17 protein-coding genes and 1 pseudogene are annotated in these 21920 nt (G+C 67.9%); 4 read left to right on the top strand and 14 right to left on the bottom strand.

Translation table 11 applies throughout. From position 1 onward, the window contains the following. Positions 1-18: 18 nt before the first annotated feature. The 10 genes from ACWPN5_RS25930 to ACWPN5_RS25975 all read right to left on the bottom strand — a co-directional run bounded on the left by ACWPN5_RS25930 (position 19) and on the right by ACWPN5_RS25975 (position 12748). Positions 19-1200 carry an acetyl-CoA C-acyltransferase gene (locus ACWPN5_RS25930; RefSeq protein ID WP_035679327.1) on the bottom strand — a complete coding sequence of 394 codons (1182 nt, stop codon included), beginning with the start codon at positions 1198-1200 and terminating at the stop codon, positions 19-21. 36 nt (positions 1201-1236) lie between these two features. Beyond that, positions 1237-2409, bottom strand: coding sequence for an isovaleryl-CoA dehydrogenase (locus ACWPN5_RS25935; RefSeq protein ID WP_035679329.1), 1173 nt, complete (start codon positions 2407-2409; stop codon positions 1237-1239). Between the two features lie 140 nt (positions 2410-2549). Continuing rightward, the gene (locus tag ACWPN5_RS25940) at positions 2550-4043 is read right to left on the bottom strand and encodes an aldehyde dehydrogenase family protein (protein ID WP_492298237.1); all 1494 of its coding nucleotides are present in this window, start codon (positions 4041-4043) and stop codon (positions 2550-2552) included. Positions 4044-4103: 60 nt separating this feature from the next. Beyond that, positions 4104-5333 (bottom strand): phenylacetate--CoA ligase family protein, encoded by a 1230-nt coding sequence (locus ACWPN5_RS25945; RefSeq protein ID WP_145687645.1) that lies wholly within the window; start codon positions 5331-5333, stop codon positions 4104-4106. Positions 5334-5484: 151 nt separating this feature from the next. After that, complete coding sequence (locus ACWPN5_RS25950; protein ID WP_145673376.1) at positions 5485-6345, bottom strand: ABC transporter ATP-binding protein; 861 nt, start codon at positions 6343-6345, stop codon at positions 5485-5487. Between the two features lie 79 nt (positions 6346-6424). Next, positions 6425-7708 carry an ABC transporter substrate-binding protein gene (locus ACWPN5_RS25955; RefSeq protein WP_114861636.1) on the bottom strand — a complete coding sequence of 428 codons (1284 nt, stop codon included), beginning with the start codon at positions 7706-7708 and terminating at the stop codon, positions 6425-6427. A 55-nt stretch (positions 7709-7763) separates the two neighbouring features. Continuing rightward, positions 7764-8837 (bottom strand): branched-chain amino acid ABC transporter permease, encoded by a 1074-nt coding sequence (locus ACWPN5_RS25960; RefSeq protein WP_114861637.1) that lies wholly within the window; start codon positions 8835-8837, stop codon positions 7764-7766. Between the two features lie 15 nt (positions 8838-8852). Beyond that, positions 8853-9740 carry a branched-chain amino acid ABC transporter permease gene (locus ACWPN5_RS25965; protein ID WP_376999089.1) on the bottom strand — a complete coding sequence of 296 codons (888 nt, stop codon included), beginning with the start codon at positions 9738-9740 and terminating at the stop codon, positions 8853-8855. Positions 9741-9929: 189 nt separating this feature from the next. Then, positions 9930-11861 carry a long-chain fatty acid--CoA ligase gene (locus tag ACWPN5_RS25970; protein WP_492298239.1) on the bottom strand — a complete coding sequence of 644 codons (1932 nt, stop codon included), beginning with the start codon at positions 11859-11861 and terminating at the stop codon, positions 9930-9932. Beyond that, positions 11861-12748 (bottom strand): ABC transporter ATP-binding protein, encoded by an 888-nt coding sequence (locus tag ACWPN5_RS25975; RefSeq protein WP_014241713.1) that lies wholly within the window; start codon positions 12746-12748, stop codon positions 11861-11863. The genes ACWPN5_RS25970 and ACWPN5_RS25975 overlap by 1 nt, the downstream gene beginning before the upstream one ends. A gap of 201 nt (positions 12749-12949) precedes the next feature. Between ACWPN5_RS25975 and ACWPN5_RS25980 the strand changes: the two genes are divergently transcribed. Further along, a complete protein-coding gene (locus tag ACWPN5_RS25980; RefSeq protein WP_492298241.1) occupies positions 12950-14608 on the top strand; it encodes an acetate--CoA ligase in 1659 nt (552 codons plus the stop codon). Between the two features lie 137 nt (positions 14609-14745). On the opposite strand, the pseudogene mmsB reads toward ACWPN5_RS25980, so the two are convergent. Together mmsB and ACWPN5_RS25990 are read right to left on the bottom strand one after the other, a co-directional pair. Next, positions 14746-15654: pseudogene (gene mmsB / locus ACWPN5_RS25985) on the bottom strand (3-hydroxyisobutyrate dehydrogenase); the annotation flags it as partial. Between the two features lie 27 nt (positions 15655-15681). Then, positions 15682-16821, bottom strand: a complete 1140-nt coding sequence (locus ACWPN5_RS25990; protein ID WP_492298242.1) for an isobutyryl-CoA dehydrogenase — start codon at positions 16819-16821, stop codon at positions 15682-15684. Positions 16822-16982: 161 nt separating this feature from the next. Here ACWPN5_RS25990 and ACWPN5_RS25995 point away from each other — a divergent pair, with 161 nt between their 5' ends. The 3 genes from ACWPN5_RS25995 to ACWPN5_RS26005 all read left to right on the top strand — a co-directional run bounded on the left by ACWPN5_RS25995 (position 16983) and on the right by ACWPN5_RS26005 (position 20014). Continuing rightward, positions 16983-17678: a GntR family transcriptional regulator gene (locus ACWPN5_RS25995; RefSeq protein WP_145687609.1), complete on the top strand. Its 696-nt coding sequence runs from the start codon at positions 16983-16985 to the stop codon at positions 17676-17678. Between the two features lie 91 nt (positions 17679-17769). Beyond that, positions 17770-19326: a malonate--CoA ligase gene (locus tag ACWPN5_RS26000; protein ID WP_492298243.1), complete on the top strand. Its 1557-nt coding sequence runs from the start codon at positions 17770-17772 to the stop codon at positions 19324-19326. A gap of 124 nt (positions 19327-19450) precedes the next feature. Further along, positions 19451-20014, top strand: coding sequence for a TetR/AcrR family transcriptional regulator (locus tag ACWPN5_RS26005; RefSeq protein ID WP_492298244.1), 564 nt, complete (start codon positions 19451-19453; stop codon positions 20012-20014). 137 nt (positions 20015-20151) lie between these two features. On the opposite strand, the gene ACWPN5_RS26010 is transcribed toward ACWPN5_RS26005, so the two are convergent. Together ACWPN5_RS26010 and ACWPN5_RS26015 are read right to left on the bottom strand one after the other, a co-directional pair. After that, a complete protein-coding gene (locus tag ACWPN5_RS26010; protein ID WP_492298245.1) occupies positions 20152-21330 on the bottom strand; it encodes a DUF2336 domain-containing protein in 1179 nt (392 codons plus the stop codon). A gap of 50 nt (positions 21331-21380) precedes the next feature. Beyond that, positions 21381-21917, bottom strand: coding sequence for a MarR family winged helix-turn-helix transcriptional regulator (locus ACWPN5_RS26015; RefSeq protein WP_145687586.1), 537 nt, complete (start codon positions 21915-21917; stop codon positions 21381-21383). Positions 21918-21920 lie beyond the last annotated feature (3 nt).

The following is a 21920-nucleotide window of genomic DNA, read 5'->3' on the forward strand; positions in this document are numbered from 1 at the left end:
ATTATGATTCCCCTGCCCTTACACCAACTCCACCGCCACAGCCGTGGCCTCGCCGCCGCCGATGCACAGCGAGGCGACGCCGCGCTTCAGCCCGTTCTTCTCCAGCGCCGCCAGCAGCGTGACGAGGATGCGCGCCCCCGATGCGCCGATCGGATGGCCGAGCGCGCAGGCACCGCCATGCACGTTGATCTTGTCGTGCGGGATGTCGAGTTCGCGCATCGCCGCCATGGCGACCACGGCGAAGGCCTCGTTCAGCTCGTAGAGGTCCACGTCCTTGGCCGACCAGCCGGCGCGCTCCAGCACCTTGTTGATCGCGCCCACGGGGGCCGTGGTGAACCAGGCCGGGGCCTGGGCGTGGTTGGCGTGGGCCTTGATCTCCGCCAGGATCGGCAGGCCGAGTTTCTCGGCGTTGGAGCGGGTGGTCAGCACCAGCGCCGCCGCGCCATCCGAAATGGAGGAGGCGTTGGCCGCCGTCACCGTGCCGTCCTTGGCGAAGGCGGGCTTCAGCGTCGGGATCTTGGCCGGGTCGGCCTTCAGCGGCTGCTCGTCCTTCTCCACCACCGTGTCGCCCTTGCGGCCCTTCACCGTGACTGCGGTGATCTCCTTGACGAAGCTGCCGTCCTCGGTGGCGCGGCGGGCGCGGTTCAGGCTCTCGATGGCGTAGTTGTCCTGCGCCTCGCGCGTGAACTGGTAGTGGGTGGCGCATTCCTCGGCGAAGGTGCCCATCAGGCGCCCGCGGTCATAGGCGTCCTCCAGCCCGTCGAGGAACATGTGGTCGAGCACGCGGCCATGGCCCATGCGGTAGCCGCCGCGCGCGCGGTCCAGCAGATAGGGGGCGTTGGACATGCTCTCCATGCCGCCGGCCACCATGATCTCCGCCGAACCGGCCTTGATGAGGTCGGTGGCGAGCATCACCGCCTTCATGCCCGACCCGCAGACCTTGGAGATGGTCGTGCAACCGGCAGCCTCCGGAATTCCGGCGCCGAGCGACGCCTGACGGGCCGGCGCCTGCCCAAGGCCGGCGGGCAGGACGTTGCCCATGAACACCTCGTCCACGGCGTCCGGCTTGACCCCGGCGCGCTCCAGCGCGGCCTTGATGGCGGCGGAGCCGAGCTGCGGCGCGGTCAGGCCCTGCAAGTCGCCCTGGAAGCCGCCCATCGGGGTGCGGGCGGCGCCCGCGATCACAACGGTATCGGTCATGCTCTTTCCCTTCCCTCCGGCCTTGCGCCGTTTTCCTTAGGCCGTTTCCTTGAACAGCTCGCGCCCGATCAGCATGCGGCGGATCTCGCTGGTGCCGGCGCCGATCTCGTAGAGCTTGGCGTCGCGCAGCAGGCGGCCCGTCGGGTACTCGTTGATGTAGCCATTGCCGCCCAGAGTCTGAATGGCCTCCAGCGCCATCCAGGTCGCCTTTTCGGCGGCAAAGAGAATCGCCCCGGCGGCGTCCTTGCGGGCCGTCTCACCGCGGTCGCAGGCCTTGGCGACGGCGTACACGTAGGCCTTGGCGGCGTTCATGATCGTGTACATGTCGGCAAGCTTGCCCTGCATGAGCTGGAATTCGCCGATCGGCTGGCCGAACTGCTTGCGGTCGTGCAGGTAGGGAACAACCACGTCCATGCAGGCCTGCATGATGCCGAGCGGCCCGCCGGCCAGCACCGCACGCTCGTAGTCGAGGCCGGACATCAGCACGTTCACGCCACGGCCGACGCCGCCCAGGATGTTCTCCTCCGGCACCTCGCAGTCCTCGAACACCAGTTCGCCGGTGTTGGAGCCGCGCATGCCCAGCTTGTCGAGCTTCTGCGCGACGGAGAAGCCCTTGAAGGACTTCTCGATCAGGAAGGCGGTGATCCCGCGCGGGCCGGCGTTGACGTCGGTCTTGGCGTAGACCACCAGCGTGTCGGCGTCGGGCCCGTTGGTGATCCACATCTTCGTGCCGTTCAGCACGTAGCGGTCGCCCTGCTTCTCGGCGCGCAGCTTCATCGACACCACGTCGGACCCGGCGTTCGGCTCCGACATGGCGAGGGCGCCGATGTGCTCGCCGGAGATCAGCTTCGGGAGGTAGCGGCTCTTCTGCTCCGCCGTGCCGTTCTTGCGGATCTGGTTGACGCAGAGGTTGGAGTGCGCGCCGTAGCTGAGGCCGACCGAGGCCGAGGCGCGGGAGATTTCCTCCATCGCCACGACATGCTCCAGATAGCCCATGCCGGCGCCGCCGTATTCCTCCTCCGCCGTGATGCCGAGCACGCCGAGGTCGCCGAACTTGCGCCACAGCTCGTTCGGGAACTCGTTGGTGCGGTCGATCTCGGCGGCGCGGGGCGCGATCTCGTCGGCGGCGAAGCTGCGCACGGTGTCGCGCAGCATGTCCGCGGATTCGCCGAGGTCGAAGTTCAGGGTCGGATACTGGTTCGACAGCATGGTGTTGGCGCTCCCCCCGGAGGTCTGTTCTTCGTTCCCGCCATACGGCGACGTATGGAGCCGTACGGTAGCGTATGGAAATGGGCGTGGCAAGGCCTCTTGGCCCGTCCCCCTTTCGGAGGAGGGCCAAGAGGGTCCGCTCACTTCATGTTGATGATGATCGTCTTCTTGTGGGTGAAGTGCTCAAGCATCGCCTCCAGCGAGGCCTCCTTCCCGAGGCCGGAGGACTTCACGCCGCCGTAGGACAGGTTCGGCTGCACGACCAAGTTCTGGTTCACCTGCACGAACCCGGCCTCCAGCCTATGCACCGCGTCCATCGCCACCCTCAGGTCGCGCGTCCAGATGGTCGCGGCGAGGCCGTATTCGGTGTCGTTGGCCTGGGCGATGACCTCCTCGTAGTCGGTCCAGCGGATGACGCAGCAGACCGGGCCGAAAATCTCCTCCTGCGCGATGCGGTCGCTGTTCTTCACACCGGTGAAGATGTGCGGCTGCACGTACAGGCCCTTGGTCAGTTTCGGGTCGGACGGCATGGCCGAGCAGACGTGCGGAGTCGCCCCGCCTTCCTTGCCGATGGCGATGTAGCTCTGCACCCGGTCGAGCTGCTGCGGCGAGACGATGGTGCCGATGTCGGTCAACTCGTCGAGCGGGTCGCCCATCTTCATGGCGTTCACCTTCTCCTTCAGCTTTTCCACGAAGGCGTCGTGGATGCTGTCATGGACGAAGATGCGCGAGGAGGCGGTGCAGCTCTGGCCCTGGCGGGTGAAGCGCATGCCGGCGATGGCGCCCGCGATGGCCTGGTCGAGGTCGGCGTCGCCGCAGACGATCATCGGGCTCTTGCCGCCCAGTTCCAGCGTCACCGGGATCAGCTTCTCGGCGGCGGTCTTGTAGACGATCTTGCCGGTCTCGACCGAGCCGGTGAAGGTCACCTTCTTGACGTCCTTGTGCGCCACCAGCGGGGCGCCGCATTCCGGGCCGTAGCCCGACAGGATGTTCACCACACCTGCCGGAATCACCGTGTTGATGAGTTGCACGACGCGCAGGACGGCGAGCGGCGCCTCCTCCGCCGACTTCACCACGACGGCGTTGCCCGCCACCATCGCCGGGGCGATTTTCAGCGCCATCAGCAGCAGCGGCACGTTCCACGGGATGATCGCGCCGACCACGCCCACCGGTTCGCGCACCGTCATGGTCAGCATGGACGGGTTGAAGGGCACCGTCTCGCCCTTCAGCTCCGGCGCCAGACCGCCGAAGAAGACGAAGGCGTCGGACAGAACGCCGGCCTCGACGCGCGATTCGGTGCGCAGCGCCTTGCCGGTCTCCAGCGCGATCAGCTTAGCAATTTCCTCCTTGTGGGCGTCGAGCACGCGCCCGCATTCGGCGACCAGCTTGCCGCGCTCGCGCACCGGGCGCTTGGCCCATTCCTTCTGCGCGGCCACCGCGGCGGCCACCGCGGCGTCGACGTCCGCCGCCTCGCCGAAGGCGGCCTCGGCCACCGTCTCGCCGGTCGCCGGGTTCACGACGGGGAAGCCCTTGCCGGAGGAGGCCGGGCGGAACTCCCCGCCGAAGAAATGCTTGCCCGACAGCTCCCTGGCGAGCGCGAAGGGGTCGAGCTGGAGGTCGGTGCTGACGCTCATGTCGAAAAGGTCCTCGTGTGTATCGGGTCGGTTATCGTTGTTTTCGGGTATCAACGGGTCTCAGGCGCGGGCGTCCTCGATGACCTTGCCGTCGTTGGGCAGGCTGCCGGGGGCCGCGAACTCCACGACACCCTTCAATTTGGTGACGGCGGCCAGAGTTTCACGCACAGACGCCGCCAAGGCCTCGCCGGACTCGGGCGACTCGCAGCGCAGGGTCATGGTGTCGTTGGCGTCCTCCCGCCCGACGACGAGGCGGGCCTTGCCGATCTGCGGGTGGCGGCGCAGCACTTCGGCGATCTGCTGCGGGTGGACGAACATGCCCTTGACCTTGGTGGTCTGGTCGGCGCGGCCCATCCAGCCCTTCAGCCGCATGTTGGTGCGCCCGCAGGGGCTTTCGCCGGGCAGCACGGCCGACAGATCGCCGGTGGCGAAGCGGAGCAGCGGGTAGGCCTGGTTGAAGGTGGTGACGACGACCTCCCCCACCTCGCCCTCCGGAACGGGGTCGCCGGTGCCGGGGCGGACGATCTCCACGATCACGCCCTCCTCCACCACCAGCCCGGCGCGGGCCGTCGTCTCGTAGGCGACGAGGCCGAGGTCGGCGGTGCCGTAGCTCTGGTAGGCGGCGATGCCGCGCCCCTCGTAATAGGCGCGGGCGTCCGGCAGGAAGGGGCCGCCGGTCAGATGGCCGATCGCGATGGAGGACAGGTCCAGACCCAGCTCGTCGCCCTTCTCCAGGATGATCTTCAGGAAGTCGGGCGTGCCGATGTAGGCCCGCGGCTTCAGATGGGCGGCCACTTGGGCCTGCATCTCCGTGTTGCCGACGCCGGCGGGGATGACGGCGCAGCCCAGCGCGTGCGCGCCGGTCTCGAACATCGAGCCGGCGGGGGTCAGGTGGTAGGCGAAGCAGTTCTGCACGAGGTCGCCGCCGCGGATGCCCGAGGCGTAGAGCGCCCGCGCGGTGCGCCAGGGGTCCGTGCCGTGCGCCTCCGGATCGTGGATCGGGCCGGGCGAGGCGAAGACGCGGGCCAGCCGCCCGATGGCGACGGTGGTCATCCCGCCGAAGGGCGGCGCCTCCTTCTGCAGCGCGATCAGGTCCGACTTGCGCGTCACCGGCAGCGCGGCGAGCGCCGCGCGGTCACGAATGGCGGCGGGGTCCACATCGGCAAGCAGGCGGGTGAAATAGGGCGCGTTCGCCTTGGCGTGGGCGATCTGCGCCGGCAGCGCCGCGAACAGCTCCGCCTCGCGCCGGTCGGGGGAGCGGGTTTCGAGTTGATCGTAAGTGTCGGACACCGATGCCTCCCGGCTGTTTTTCTTGTCCCCTCTCCCCTCTGGGGAGAGGGTCAGGGTGAGGGGGTTGCGCTTGGTGGCACGTCCGGCAAAAGCGCAACCCCCTCACCCGACCCTTCGGGCCACCCTCTCCCCAGAGGGGAGAGGGAAACGTTCAAATCCAGCGCTTCCGGCGCTTGAAGCTCTTGAGGTTCTTGAAGCTCTTGCGTTCTTCGTTGCCGCCGCCGAGGTAGAATTCCTTCACGTCCTCGTTGTTGCGCAGCTCTTCGGCGGTGCCGTCCAGAACGACCTTGCCGTTCTCCATGATGTAGCCGCGCGTCGCGGCCTGGAGCGCCATGCGGGCGTTCTGCTCGACCAGCAGGATGGTGACGCCCAGGTCCTTGTTGATCTGCCGGATGATGCTGAAGACCTCCTTCACCATCAGCGGCGACAGGCCCATCGACGGCTCATCCATCAGGATCAGCTTCGGCCGCGCCATCATCGCGCGCCCGATGGCCAGCATCTGCTGCTCACCGCCCGACAGGTAGCCGGCGAGACCGGTGCGTTCCTTCAGGCGGGGGAAATAGTGATAGACCATCTCGATGTCGTCCTTCACGCCGCCGTCGCGGCGGGTGAAGGCGCCGAGGCGCAAATTCTCCTGGCAGGTCATGTCGCCGATGATGCGGCGGCCCTCCATCACCTGAAAGATGCCGCGCCGGACGATCTTGTCGGGGTCGATGCCGTTGATGCGCTCGCCACCAAAGGAGATGTCGCCGCGCGTGACCTCGCCGTCCTCGGTCTTCAGCAGCCCGGAGATGGCCTTCAGCGTCGTCGATTTGCCGGCGCCGTTGGCGCCCAGCAGGGCGACGATCTCCCCCTCCGGCACCTCCAGGCTGAGGCCGCGGAGCACCAGGATGACGTCGTTGTAGACGACCTCGATGTTGTTGACGGACAGCAGCGGCGCCTTGGCCGTGCCGGGAACCGGCGCCGGAGCGCTGGCGGGAGTGACCGCGGCGGTCGCGGTGGCGGCGTTCATGATGCGGCACCTGATGCAGTGAGACGGGACGGGTGCCCCCGCCGCCGCCCTTTCACGGCGGCGGCGGGGGCGGTCCGGCTTACCAGCCCAGCCACTCCGGCTTGCGCGGGACGTCGACGGTGGCGATCTTCTCCAGCTTGATCGTGCCGGCCTTCACCAGCTCGTCCACCGAACCGCCGGTGTCGCCGGACACGTTGGCGCGGTACAGGTTGACCTTGTCCATGCCGCGGTGATCGGTCTCGGTCCAGGTCGACGGCACGCAGACGCCCTCCAGGCCCGCCGGCACCCAATCCTTCTTCTGGTACATGCCCTTGCGGATGTTCGGGCCGGTCACGCCGCCGTTCTGCTTCGCCCAGTCCATCGCTTCCTTCATGTAGAAGGCGGAGCAGATGCCGGAGACGTAGTGCACCGGACGGTAGGCGGTTCCGGCGGCGTCGGAGACCTTGGAGATTTCCTTGACGATCTTCATGCCGGGCGCGTCGCCGCCCCAGATCGCCGCGGTGCGCACCGGGAAGATCACGCCGTTGGCGGCCGAACCGGCGGCCTTGGCGGCGTTCTCGTCCATGCCCCAGACGTTGCCCATGAACTGCACCTGGGCGCCGACCGTCTGGCAGGCCTTCAGCACGGAGATGTTGGAACCCGCCGTGTTGCCGAGATAGGCGTAGTTGGCGCCGGCCTGCTTCAGCGTCAGGCACTGGGCGGTGTAGTCGCCCGGCGTCAGCGCGAACTGCACCGCCGGCAGCACGTCGAAGCCCAGCTCCTTGGCGAGTTGCTCACCGGCCTCCTTCGGGGCGTTCGGGTAGGGGTGGTTGGCGCCCATGTGGACGTACTTCGGCTTGCCCGAACCGCCCTTCGTCTTCCAGTCCTCGGCCGCCCACATCAGCATGGCGCGCAGGCCGTCGGAGTAGGACGGGCCGTAGAAGAAGTTGTAGGGGGCCGGCTTGGAGCCGTGCGGGCCGTTGCCGGTCGGGTCGGTCAGGTGGCCCGAGTAGGAGCCGGAGTAATAGGGGATTTCGTCCTTGCCGACGAAGCCGGTCAGCGCCTCGGTGTCGGCGGTGCCCCAGCCCTGGATGGCCGCGACCTTGCCGCTGCCCGACGACCACTTTTTGTACTGGCTGATGGCGCGCGGCGCCTGATAGCCGTAGTCCACCGTCTCGACGTCCATCGTCGTGCCGCCGACGCCGCCGTTCTTGTTGATGTAGGCGAGCGCGTCGGCGACGCCCTGGCCGAAGGGCACGCCCACGTCCGACGTGGCGCCGGACTGGTCGGCGAGATGGCCGACCGGGATCTTCTGGGCGTTGGCGGCCCCGGTGCCGAGCAGGACGACGGCGGCGGACGCCAGCAGGACGGTCTTCATGGTCATGGTGCGTTTTCTCCCAGTCGTTATGTTTTTCAGAAGCCGATGTGCGAAAAGGGCCTTAGTGCGAGAACGGGTAGAGCTTCCAGTAGGCCTTGATCTGCTTCCAGCGGTGGGCCAGCCCGTCCGGCTCGAAGACCAGGAACAGGATGATGACCAGGCCGATGGCCATTTCGCGCAGGAAGGCGATGGCCTCCCTCAGGTTCAGCGCGGCGTCGATGGCGGTGCCGGACAGCGCCGTGGTGATGGCCTGCATCACCTCCGGCAGCAGCACCATGAAGGCGGTGCCCATCAGCGACCCCATGATCGAACCCAGACCCCCGATGATGATCATGCCGAGGAACTGGATCGAGAAGAGGATCGTGAACCCCTCCACCGACACGAACTGAAGGTAGTGGGCGTAGAGCGCGCCGCCGATGCCGGCGTAGAAGGACGAGATGCCGAAGGACATCGTGCGGTACTTGGTCAGGTTGATGCCCATGATCTCGGCGGAGAGATAATGGTCACGCACCGCCACCAGCGCCCGCCCGTCGCGCGACCGCATCAGGTTGGTCGCCAGGATGTACATGACGACCACATAGACCAGCACGACGTAGAAGAAGCTCTCGTCGGTGTCGAAGGCGTAGCCGAACAGGGTGAACGGCTCCGCGATGGTGCCGGCGGTTCCCCCCGTGAACCAGTCCGCCCGCGAGAAGAAGTCCTGAAGGATGTACTGCGCCGCCAGAGTGGCGATGGCGAGGTACAGGCCCTTCAGCCGCGCCGCCGGGATGCCGAACAGCATGCCGACGCCGGTGGTCATCACGCCGGCCAGCGGGATGGCGAGCGCCACCGGGATGCCGAAGCTGTTCGACAGCCACGCCGACGAGAAGGCGCCGAAGCCGAAGAAGGCGGCGTGCCCGATGGAGATCTGGCCAGTGAAGCCGACCAGGATGTTCAGCCCCAGCGCCGCGATGCCGAGATAGCCGATCTGGATGCACAGGTTCAGCCAGTAGCGGTCCATGAAGGCCGGGCAGAGCAGCAGCAGCGCCACGCCCAGGATCGCGAAGTTGCGGCTGGTCTTGGTCGGGAAGATGGTCGTGTCGGCGGCGTACCGGGTCTTGAAGTCGCCGCAGGGGATGAGACTGATGTTCGCCATGGTTGCGGCCGCTCCTTACACGCGCTCGATGTCCTTGGTGCCGAAGAGGCCGTAGGGCTTGATCATCAGGATGACGATCAGGACGTAGAAGGGGGCGATCTCGTACATGTTGCCCCAGTTCAGCCACTGGCTGTCCAGGTAGTGCGCGAGATTCTCCAGCACGCCGACGATCAGGCCGCCCAGCACCGCCCCGGCCACGCTGTCCAGCCCGCCGAGGATGACCGCCGGGAAGACCTTGATGCCGAAGAAGGAGAGCGCGGAGGACACGCCGTTGACGACGCCGACCGTGACGCCGGCCACCGCCGACACCATGGCGGAGATCGCCCAGCTCATCGCGAACATGTGGCGGACGGAGATGCCCAGCGACTGCGCCACCTGCTGGTCGAAGGCGGTCGCCCGCATCGCCAGCCCCATGCGCGAGTATTTGAAGAACCAGCCGAAGCCCGCCATGATCAGCAGCGAGATGACCAGGCTCATCACATAGACGGTCTGCACGTCGAGCCCGAGGATGTTCACGGTCGGGCTGGCGAAGATGGTCGGGAACGGCTTGGCGAAGACGCCGAACATCCACTTCATCATGGCCTGGAAGAAGATCGACAGGCCGATGGTGACCATGATGACGGAGATGATCGGCTCCCCGATCATCGGCCGCAGCACGACGACCTGAAGCACGATGCCGAAGACCAGCATGAAGGCCAGCGTGATCGGGAAGCCGATCCAGAAGGGCAACTGCCAGGAGGTCAGCAGCCACCAGCAGGTCCAGGCGCCGATCAGCAGGAACTCGCCCTGGGCGAAGTTCACGATGCGGCTGGCCTTGTAGATCAGCACGAAGGACATCGCCACGACGCCGTACAGCGCGCCGACGATCAGTCCGTTGACGAGAAGCTGGAAGAGCAAGGTCATGGCGTGGCCTCGTTCTCAATCCCCTCTCCCGTCCCGGGAGAGGGTGGCCCGCAGGGCCGGGTGAGGGTGCATTCGAGGATCGAGCGCCGGCCCATTGCCGACACCCTCACCCTTCCCGCGCTGTGCGCGGGCCCCTTCCCTCTCCCGGGACGGGAGAGGGATTTTCTGGCGTGGCGCATCACCGCCCCCTCACGCCGCGGCCTGCGCCGGCTTCTTGGCCGGCGTGGGCAGCAGGTCGACCACCTTCAGCACGGTGCGGATGCGCTGCTTGGTGCCGTCCTGGAAGGTGATGGTGGTGTCCACGTCGATGGCCGGCTGGCCCGCGTAGATGGAGTCGATGATCTCGCCGTATTTTTCGGCGATCACGCCGCGCCGCACCTTGCGGGTGCGGGTCAGCTCGCCGTCGTCGGCGTCCAGTTCCTTGTAGAGCAGAAGGAACTTGGTGATGCGCTGGAACTCCGGCAGCGTCGCGTTCACCCGCTCCACCTCCTGGCGCAGCAGCTCGTAGACCTCCGGCTTGGACGCCAGATCGGAGTAGGTGGTGAAGGCGATGCGGTTCTTCTCGGCCCACTTCGACACGATGGGGAAGCGGATGCAGATGATCGCCGACAGGTAGGGCCGCTTGTTGCCCAGGATCACCGCCTCGGCCACGTAGGGGCTGAACTTCAGCTTGTTCTCGATGTACTGCGGGCTGAAGCGGTCGTTGTTGCTGGTGGTGGCGATGTCCTTGATGCGGTCGATGATGACCAGATGGCCCTTCTTGTCGAAGAAGCCGGCGTCACCCGTGTGCATCCAGCCGTCGCGCAGGTCCGCCGTGGTCGAGGCCTCGTTGCGGTAGTAGCCGGCGAACATGTTGGGATGGCTGACCACGATCTCGCCGATGCCGTTCTGGTCGGGCTCGATCACCTTGACCTTGACGCCGTCGTCGAAGGGCACGCCCACCGTGTCGAAGTCCACGTCGTCCGAGCGGTGCACCGTGTAGGCGCCCATCGTCTCCGTCTGGCCGTAGATCTGGCGCAGCGGCACGCCCAGCGCCTGGAAGAACTTGAAGGTGTCGGGGCCGAGCGCGGCACCGCCGGTCGCCGCCGACTTCAGGTTGGTGAAGCCCAGGCGGTCTCGCAGCGCTGCGAAGAGAATGCGGTCGGCGACGGCGGAGCGCGTGCCGTTGGCAAGCGCCTCCAGCCCCAGCTTCATGCCGTAATCGTACATCTTCTGCTTGAAGGGGGAGGCGTCCATCATGCGGGCGCGCACGTCAGCGGCGATCTGCTCCCACAGGCGGGGGGCGAACAGCACGAAGCTCGGCCCGATCTCGCGGAAGTCGTTCATCATCGTCTCGGCTTCCTCGACGAAGTTCACGCGCATCCGCGACACCATGCCCATGCCGACGGCGTAGATCTGCTCCATGATCCAGGACAGCGGCAGCACCGACACATACTCGTCGGTCGGCCCCTTGGGGTCCACCGACAGGTAGCTGGCGACGTGGCGGATCAGCCGCCCCGCCGGCAGCATCGCCAGCTTCGGGTTCGAGGTGGTGCCCGAGGTGGTGCAGAGCACCGCCACGTCGTCGCCGCGCGTCGCGCCGACCAGCTCCTCGTAGAGGTTCGGCTTCTCGGCGTGCAGCGCGTTGCCCAGCTTCACCAGCTCCGCCGCCTCCATCAGGCGCGGGTCGCTGTATTTGCGCATGCCGCGGGGGTCGGAATAGATGATGTGCTTCAGCGTCGGCAGGCGCTCGCCGAGATTCAGCAGCTTGTCGACCTGCTCCTCGTCCTCCGCGAAGATGACGTGGACGTCGGCGTAGGTGATGAGGTAGGCGACCTCCTCATCCATGGCGTCGCGGTAGATGCCCAGGCTCATGGCGCCCATGGCGTGGGCGGCGATCTCGCCCATCACCCAGTCGGGCCGGTTGTCGCCGAGCAGGGCCACCACATGGCCGCGCTCCACGCCCAACTTGATGAGGCCGAGCGTGAAGGCGCGCACGCGGGCGTGCATGTCCGCCCAGGTGAACTCGCGCCAGATGCCGAAATCCTTCTCGCGCATGGCGACGTCGCCGCCATGCTCGCGGGCGTGCAGGGTCAGCAGCTTCGGCAGCGTGTCGTGGGTCTTGATATCAGGAAGGGACATCACGCGACCTCCTGCTTGGGCGGCGGGGCCACGGCCTCGTCCTCCTCGTCGTCCTCGCCGAGATAGGCGCGCTTGACGCGCGGGTCGGCCAGGACCTCCTCCGGCGTGCCCTCGGCGATCTTCTTGCCGAACTCCAGGACGATCACGCGGTGGGAGATGTCCATCACGACGCCCATGTCGTGCTCGATCATCACCACCGTCATGCCGAACTCCTCGTTCAGGTCGACGATGTAGCGGGCCATGTCCTCCTTCTCCTCCAGGTTCATGCCCGCCATGGGCTCGTCCAGGAGGATCAGGTCGGGCTTCAGCGCGATGGCGCGGGCCAGCTCCACCCGCTTGCGCAGGCCGTAGGACAGCGTGCCGGCGGTGGCCTTGCGGACATGCTGGATTTCCAGGAAGTCGATGATCTCCTCGACCTCGCGGCGGTGGGCCAGCTCCTCCTTGCGGGCGCCGGTCAGCCAGTAGAGCGAGCCGGTGAAGAAGTTGTTCTTCAGCAGGTGATGGCGCCCGACCATGATGTTGTCGAGCACCGTCATGTGGCCGAACAGCGCCAGATTCTGGAAGGTGCGCCCGATGCCGAGCGAGGCGCGGTGGTTGGGCGTCATGCCCGTGATGTCCTGGCCCTTGAAATAGACCTTTCCGTCGGTGGGCCGGTAGCGGCCGGAGATGCAGTTGACCATGGAGGTCTTGCCCGCACCGTTCGGGCCGATGATGGAGAACAGCTCCCCCTTGCGGATGCTGAAACCGACGTCGGTCAGCGCCTGCACGCCGCCAAAGCGCAAGGACACGCCCCGGGCTTCGAAGATGGTGTCCGATGGGGAGGCCGCGCGGGTGGCGTCGGCCGGATGGGCGTAACCGCGTGGCGATGCGACGGGCGCGCCTGACATTTCCTCCTCCGTTGCTGTGGAACTGCCTTTTTATCGTTCGCTGGATCGTTGGCCTAGCGAACTGGTCCATATTGTGGACCGTCCTTTGTGCAACGTCTGAACTATAGCCTGTGATGCGCACCGTTTTCAACACGGACATTCCGTGTATGCATGTTTTTTGGAGCGACATCGGGCCCGAAGGTCCATAATATGGACCCCACCATGACCCGGCCTGATTCCGACACCGAAGCCGCCCCCGCTGGTGCGTCCGGCGGCACGCAAAGCCTGGAGCGCGCGCTGGCCCTGCTGCGCGCCGTCGCCTCCCATGGGGCCGACGGCGCGCGTCTGGCCGACCTGATGGGCGACACCGCCCTGTCCAAGGCGACCGCGCACCGGCTGCTGACCGCGCTGGCGCGGGAGCGTTTCATCGACCAGGACCCGCGCAGCCGCCGCTATCATCTGGGGCCGGAGCTGGATTCGCTGGGCCGCATCGCCGCCGCCCGCCACCGCCCCGAAGGTGCAAACGACGTTTCGGCGCCCGACCCGGCCACCGTCCAGCCAACCGCCTTCCTGCGGCCGGACTATCAAGGTGACGCGATTCCGCTCGCCGACCTGCTGTGCGACCGCCACGCCCGCGCCGACGGCGCCCGCGCCGCTCTGCTGCACGAGAGCGTAGCCGGCCAGACGACGGAGCTGAGCTTCGCCCGGCTGGCCCGCGATTCGGCACGCTTCGCCACGGTGCTGCGCGGCCTCGGCGTCGGGCGCGGCGACCGCGTGGCGGTGCTTCTGCCCAAGGGGGCGGAGCTGCTGATCGCCGCGCTGGCGATCTGGCGGCTCGGCGGGGTCTACATGCCGCTCTTCACCACCTATTCCGCCGCCGCGGTGGCCTACCGGCTGGCCGACAGCGAGGCGCGGGCGATCGTCACCACCGGATTCCTGCGCCGCAAGATCCCGCGCGACAACAGCCGCCCCGTGGTGATGGTGGAGGGCGACGAGGCCTTCGGTCCCGGCGCCGACGCGGTGCCCTTCTGGTCGGCCCTTCATGAATCGGTCCCCTTGCCCGACATCGCCCGCTACGCCGACCGCGACGCCTTCGCGCTGATCTACACCTCCGAGGCGGAGCCGAAGCCGCTCGGCGTCTCGCTGCCCGTGATGGCGCTGGCCGGGATCGAGCAGTACATGCGAATCGGCCTCGACCTGCGCGACGACGACATCTATTGGAACATGGCCGACCCCGGCTGGGCCTACGGCGCCTATTACGGGCTGGTCGGGCCGCTGCTGCTCGGGCGCACGACGATCTTCTGCGACGGTCCCTACGACGTGCGGCAGGGCTACCGCATGCTGACGAAGTTCGGCGTCACCAACCTGACCTGCGCGCCCTCACAGATCCGCGCCTGGCACAGCGCCGACCCGGAGGGCGGCCCGCACAAGCTGGCGCTGCGCATCCTGTCGGTGGTCGGCGAGCCGCTGCCGCCGGAGCTGATCGGCTGGGCCAACCGGGTGGTCAGCGTTCCCCTGCTCGACCAGTACGGGCAGCGCGAGACCGGCATCTTCATGATGAACCGCTACGATCCCGGCCACGCCGACCGCACCGCCAATTCCTCGCTGGGGCGGCCCCTGCCGGGCTTCCGCGTGGTCATCCTCGACCCGCAGGGCCGCGAAGCGCCGGTCGGCGGCGCGGGAGAGATCGCCATCGACGTGGAGTCCTCGCCGCTCTTCTGGTTCGACGCCTACGCCAACGATCCGGGACGCACCGCCGCCCGCTTCCGCCATGGCCGCCGCTACTACCTGACCGGCGACTGGGCGTTCCTGGACGGCGACGGCAACATCCACTTCCGCGGCCGGGCGTCCGACGCCATCGTCATGCAGCAGGCGGATTGAGACTCATCCACATGCGAACCTTGCCCCCACCCCGGCCCTCCCCCGCTGGGCGGGGGAGGGAGATTTGGCAAAGCGGCGGCAGTTCCCTCCCTCGCCAATGGCGGGGGAGGGTTAGGGAGGGGGCCCCGTGACCGTCCTTACGGCTTCCCGCGCAGGAGATTGACGATGCCCGAGAAGTCCTTGCCGCCGAAGCCGGCGTTGCAGAACAGCGCGTACATCTGCGCGGCCTCGCCGCCGAGCGGCAGCGGGCTGCCGGTGCTCTGCCCGGCCTCGACCGCCAGCTTCAGGTCCTTCAGCATCAGCGCCGCGGCGAAGCCCGGCTGGTAGTCGCGGTTGGCCGGCGAGGTCGGGACCGGACCCGGCACCGGGCAGTAGCTGGTCAGCGACCAGCACTGGCCTGACGACTTGGACGCCACGTCGAACAGCTTCTGCAACTCCAGCCCCAGCTTCTCGGCGAGCGCGAAGGCTTCCGACACGCCGAGCATCGAGATGCCGAGGATCATGTTGTTGCAGATCTTCGCGGCTTGGCCGTTGCCCGGCCCGCCGGTGTGCACGATGGCCTTGCCCATGGCCGACAGGATCGGCTCGGCGCGGCGGAAGGCGGTGTCGCTGCCGCCGACCATGAAGGTCAGCGTCGCCGCCTCGGCCCCGCCGACGCCGCCGGACACCGGCGCGTCGACCATGGCGTGGCCCGCCGCTTCCGCCGCCGCGGCGACGGCGCGGGCGCTCTCAACATCGACCGTGGAGCTGTCGATGAACAGGCTGCCCGGCTTGGCCTTGGCGATGATGCCGTCCGGCGCCGTGTAGACCTCACGCACATGCTTGCCGGCGGGCAGCATGGTCACGACCACCTCGGCCTCCCCCGCCGCCGCGCCGGGGCCGGTGGCGATGGTGGCGCCGGCGTCGCGCGCGGCGGTGCAGGCGGCTTCCGACAGGTCGAAGGCCAGGACGGTGTGGCCGGCCTTCAGCAGGTTGCGCATCATCGGCGCACCCATGTTGCCCAGCCCGATAAAGGCGATCGTCGCCATAGCGTTTCCCCTCGTCTTACTGTGACGTTGTTTGTTGTGCCGCCGTCAGCCGCCGGTCAGATGGCGGGCGATGATGACGCGCATGATTTCGTTGGTGCCTTCGAGAATCTGGTGAACCCGCAGGTCGCGGAAAATCCGCTCGATCGGGTACTCCTTGATGTAGCCATACCCACCGTGAAGCTGCAGCGCCTCGTTCACCACCTGGAACCCCGCGTCGGTGGCGAAGCGCTTGGCCATGGCGCAATGGGCCGTCGCCTCCGGCGATCCGGCGTCGAGGCTGGCGGCGGCGCGGTGCAGCATCAGCCGGGCGGCGTCCAGTTCCGTCGCCATGTCGGCCAGCTTGAACTGCAGGGCCTGGAAGGCGTTCAGCGGCTTGCCGAACTGCTTGCGTTCCGTGGTGTAGGCGACGGCCTGTTCCAGGCAGAAGCGCGCCCCGCCGACCGAGCAGGCGGCGATGTTCAGGCGCCCACCGTCCAGCCCCTTCATGGCGATGCGGAAGCCCTCCCCCTCTTCGCCGATGCGGTTGGCGACGGGGACGCGGCAGTTCTCGAAGATGACCGCCGACGTCGGCTGGCTTTTCCAGCCGAGCTTGTGCTCCTGCTTGCCGAAGGACAGGCCGGGCGTGCCCTTCTCCACGACGATGCAGGAGATTCCCTTGGGACCGGGCTCGCCGGTGCGGACCATGCAGACATAGACGTCCGACGTGCCGCCGCCCGAGATGAAGGCCTTCGAGCCGTTCAGCACGTAATGGTCGCCGTCCCACTCCGCCCGCGTGCGCAGCGAGGCCGCGTCGGACCCCGCCCCCGGCTCGGTCAGGCAATAGCTGGCGAAATGCTCCATGGCCGTCAGCTTCGGCAGGAAGCGGGCGCGCTGCTCCGCGTTGCCGAAGCGGTCGATCATCCAGGAGGCCATGTTGTGGATGGAAATGTAGGCCGCCGTGGACGGGCAGGCCGCCGACAGCTCCTCGAAGATCAGCGCCGCGTCCAGCCGCCCGAGTCCGGAGCCGCCGAACTCCTCCCCCACATAGATGCCGGCGAAGCCGAGCGCCGCGGCCTGCCTCAGGGTGTCGATGGGAAAGACGCTGTTCTCATCCCAGTGCGCGGCGTTCGGCGCCATTTCCTGCTGCGCGAAATCGCGCGCCGTGTCGCGGAACGCCTGCTGCTCCTCCGAAAGCGCAAAATCCATGCGCATCCTCCCCAGAACCGCAGTGGCCCGGAGTCCAAGGCGGATCTCCGGTTCTCATTGTTGGATGGAAGGACTATCATGCTGGATACCCGCTGTCCATCTCTTGTATACAGAGACAGGGGCGGCGGAAGGCCGCGGACGAGGAAGGGGACACGCTCGGGATGAGCGACCGGATTGCCGCCAATAAGGCCGCAGACAAGGGTGCCACCCGCGCCGACGAGGTGCGGCTCGCCATCGAGGAGGACATCTTCCTGGGCCGCCTGCGCCCCGGAACGCGGCTGGACGAGGAAAGCCTCGCCCAGCGTTTCAACATCTCCCGCACCCCGATCCGCGAGGCGATCCTGCAACTCGTCCACGCCGGGCTGGTGGAGAAGCAGCCGCGCCAGGGGGCGGTGGTGGCGCCGCTGAAGCTGCACCGCATGGTGCAGATGTTCGAAGTGATGTCGGAAATCGAGGGGCTGTGCGCCCGCTTCGCCGCCCGCCGCATGTCGGAGGAGGAGAAGCAGGCCCTGAAACGCCTGCACGACACATCGAAGGCGCATATGGAGGCGCGGGAGCTGGACGCCTACTACGCGGTCAACCGCTCCTTCCACGAGGCGGTCCAGGCCGGCAGCCACAACGAGCCGCTGCAGGAAATCGCGCGCGGCCTGTTCGCCCGGCTGGCCCCCTACCGCCGCTACCAGCTCAACCATCCCAACCGCGTCAAGGACAGCTTCACGGAGCATGACGACGTGGTGGAGGCGATCCTGGCCGGCGAGCCGGAGGCCGCCTACGCCGCCATGCGGCGGCATGTGACCATCCAGATCGACATCTTCACCGAGTTCGTGTCCATCATGGGCGGAAACGAAATACAATAACCCGGTCTTCCGTATACAAAGATGTGGCCGACAGCAGGTGCCTGTGCTAAATCCTGGGCACCGGATCACCGGGTGCATGGAGGGAATCACAATGTCCGACGTGGGTGGCAACCTGTTCGAGCTGTTCCGTTCCCGCTTTCCGGCGGACCGCAGCCGCCCCTTCGCCGAGACCGAGCCCGGCACCGACAAGGCGCGCACCGTCACCTATGGCGACCTTGAAGCGCTGACCGGCCGCTACGCCAACCTGCTCGCCGACCTCGGCCTGAAGAAGGGCGACCGGGTCGCCGTGCAGGTGGAGAAGTCGGTCGAGAACATCATCCTCTACCTCGCCACCGTGCGGGCGGGCGGCGTCTTCCTGCCGCTGAACCCGGCCTACACGAAGGCGGAGGTCGAGTATTTCCTGACCGATGCCGAGCCGCACGTCTTCGTCGCCCGCCCCGAATCCGCCGACGCGCTGCGCGATGTCGCCGACAAGGCCAAGGTCGCCCATCTGCTGACGCTCGGCACCCATGGCGAGGGCACGCTGCCGGAGCAGGCCGCCGGCAAGGGTACGGACTTCGCGACCGTCCCGGCCGAGCCCGACGACCTCGCCGCGATCCTCTACACCTCCGGCACCACCGGGCGGTCGAAGGGCGCGATGATGAGCCACCGCAACCTCGGCTCCAACGCGCTGACGCTGCACACATACTGGGGCTTCCAGCCGGACGATGTGCTGCTGCACGCCCTGCCGATCTTCCACACGCACGGCCTGTTCGTGGCGACCAACTGCGTGCTGCTGAACGGCTCCTCCATGCTGTTCCTGCCGAAGTTCGACGCCGAGCAGGTGATGGGGCTGCTGCCGCGCGCCACGGTGATGATGGGCGTGCCGACCTTCTACACCCGCCTGCTCGCCCATCCCGGCCTGACGCGCGAGGCGACGGCGCACATGCGGCTGTTCGTCTCCGGCTCGGCGCCGCTGCTCGCCGACACGCACAAGGAGTTCTCCACCCGCACCGGCCACGCCATCCTGGAGCGCTACGGCATGACGGAGACCGGCATGCTGACCTCCAACCCGCTGGACGGCGACCGCATCCCCGGCACGGTCGGCTTCCCGCTGCCGGAGGTCTCCGTGCGCGTGGTCGACCCGGAGACCGGCGCCAGCCTCGGCACCGACGAGATCGGCATCATCGAGGTGGCCGGGCCGAACGTCTTTTCCGGCTATTGGCGGATGCCCGAGAAGACGAAGCAGGAAATCAAGCCGGACGGCTTCTTCATCACCGGCGACGTTGGCAAGGTGGACGGGCGCGGCTACGTCCACATCGTCGGGCGTGCCAAGGACCTCATCATCTCCGGCGGCTTCAACGTCTACCCGAAGGAGGTCGAGACGGTGATCGACGGCATCGATGGCGTCGTCGAATCGGCGGTGGTCGGCGTGCCGCACCCCGACTTCGGCGAGGCGGTGACCGCCGTCGTCCTGCGCAAGCCCGGCAGCGCCACCCCGGACGAGGCGGCGGTGATCGCCGTCTGCAAGGAGCAGCTCGCCAACTTCAAGGTACCCAAGCGCGTCTTCTTCATGGACGAGCTGCCGCGCAACGCCATGGGCAAGGTGCAGAAGAACCTGCTGCGCGACGCCCACAAGGACCTGTTCACCGCGGCAAAGGCGCGCTGAGGCGCGCCCGGCTTTTCCTCTCCGGTCAAATCCGTATAAGGTTCGGCGCTCGTTCCGCCCGGCGGGTTGTGGACAGGCCATCGGCGAATCGATACGCTGCCGTATGGTCTCCGGAGTGTTGCCGATGGAAGCGAAGACGCTGAACCGCGAATCCTGGCTGTCCGCCGCCTTCTCCGCCCTGGCGGAGGGCGGCGTCGAGCAGGTGCGGGTCGAGCTTCTGGCCAAGCGGCTGAAGGTGACCAAGGGCAGCTTCTACTGGCACTTCCGCGACCGGATGGAGCTGGTGGAGGCGATGCTGGAGGGCTGGAAGACCGGCCGCATCGAGGCGATCAAGGCGCAGACCCGCCTGGACGGCCGCACGCCCGCCGAGGGGCTGCGCTACGTGCTGTCGCTGTACGGCGGCAGCAACAACCCGCGCGGCATCGCCATCGAACTGGCGATGCGCGACTGGGCGCGCCGCGATCCCCGCGCGTCCGAGATCGTGGCCGAGGTCGACCGCGAACGCCTGCGCTGCGTGTCGGACCTGTTCGCCGGCCTGGGGCTGGACTCCGACGACGCCTTCGCGCGGGCCTATCTGTTCTACTCGTTCATTTTCGGGGAGGGGCTGCTGGCCCGCTCCGCCGCGCCGGACCGGTTCGAGAAGGCGCGGGACATTTGCGGGAAGGTGCTGGTGCCGGAGGGAGTGTAGGCGCGTTGCCCCCACCCCTCCCACGGCTTCGCCGCGGGCCCCTTCCCTCCCCCGCTTCGCAGGAGAGGGAGACCAATCCCCTCCCCTGCGAAGCGGGGGAGGGTTAGGGAGGGGGCAAGCGTCGCCCCACCCGCAAGTTACGTCCCCGTCCCGCGCACCGGCGCGAAGGGCAAGCCCGCCTGATCCAGCGCGCGGTCGATCACCTCGTCCGACGCGCCGTCGAACAACTGCAGCAGCAGCTCGTCCACCACCCACTCGTTCGTCGGGGTCAGGGCGGCGAACAGGTCGGCCATGACCTCCGCCTGGAAATCGTCGCGGCGGTTGTCGCTGCCCTCGTAGCCCATGCGCTTGGCGGTGGCGATCGCCACCTGGAAGGGCGGCACCAGCACCGGCGCGACCGACGCCTTCTTCAGCACCGCCCGCAACCCCAGCGCCCCGTCGTCCCAGGCCAGCCTGCGGGCGTTCTCCGCCGGGATGCCCGCCTTCGCCCCGAGCCCCGCCGCGAACAGCGCCACATCGCCCGCGCACAGCACGCGGAACAGCAGCGCCGCGGTGAAGCGCCCGTTGGCGTGCAGCCAGCGGGCCACCGCCTCCACATCCTCGTCGCCGCGCAGCGCCGGGCGCAGCAGCCGCAGCGTCGCCGACTCGCGCCCGCGGTTGGCCAGCCGGTCCACCAGATCCTTGGACAGGCCATGGCTGTGGGCCAGCGTGGCGCGCATCGCGTCGGACACGAAGGCGATCAGCCGCTCCACCACGGCCAGCGGCAGGCCGGGGCGGGTCGCCGCGGCCTCGCTGACCATGCGCACCCGGCCGAAGCGGTCCAAGGCCCGGTGCAGCGCCGGCTCGGCCAGTTCCGCGCCGGGGTTGCGCAGCAGGGCGGTCACCACCGCGACGTTGCCGGTCTCGACGACGGCTCCGGCCACCCGCGCCGACACGGTGTGGCGGTTGGCGACGGCCATGTGCTTGCCGGCGTCGGGGTCGGCCAGCACGTCGAGCAGCAACTCGTCGCTGAGGCTTCCGGCGTCGCGCAGGATCGGGAAGGCCACGCGGGCCACGTCCCTCACCAACCGCTCGGCCAACTCCGAGGTCAGCATGGCGTTGTTGCGGATCTGCCAAGCCACCGCCTCGCGCACCGCGACCTGGGCGTCGGCGGCGAAACAGTGCATGACCTCCAGCGCCAGCGACCGTTCGGCGTCGGTCAAGCCGCCTTTCTCCAGATCGCCGGCCAGCTTCTGCATCGTGTCGATGCGGGCCTCCGCCGACGAGGAGTCAAGCAGACGCTCGACGTCGCGGATGGACAGGGATGAATCGCTCATGTGCGGATGCCTGCGGGTGGGAGATGCATAAGGCGGATCAATCGAGCCACTCAATCGAGTCCCTGGCCGGCGTAGCGGACCATGTCGCCCCAGATGCGGTCGAGCCGGCGCAACGTGCGGTAGGCGGCCTTCAGGTCGGCCGCCTCCGCCTCGTTGCGGACCAGCGCCGTGGCCTGCACCTGCTCCAGCTTGAACAGATCGTCGCGCAGCGTCCGGCCCTTGTCGGTCAGGCGCAGCCGGGCCGTGCGGCGATCGCGCTGACTGGCGCCGCGGTCGATGTAGCCGGCCTCAACCAGGATCTTCAGGCTGTAGGAGGCGTTGGACCCCAGGTAATAGCCACGCTCCATCAGGTCGCGGACCGACGGCTCGTCGTCGCCGATCAGCATGACCATCAGCGCCTGGACCGGCCCGATGTCGTCGATCCCCTGCCGGAGCAGACCGGCCCGCACGACGTCGAGGAACCGGCGGTGCATCCGTTCGATCAACCGGGCGAGCCCGTGATACTCGGCCAGTTCCGCCGCATCGACGGCGTCCGACCTGGCTTCGGCCGGCTTGGCGTCGGCGCCCGCCCGGCGCTGCGTGCTCATTCC

It is taken from the genome of Azospirillum sp. UENF 211521, assembly GCF_058780535.1.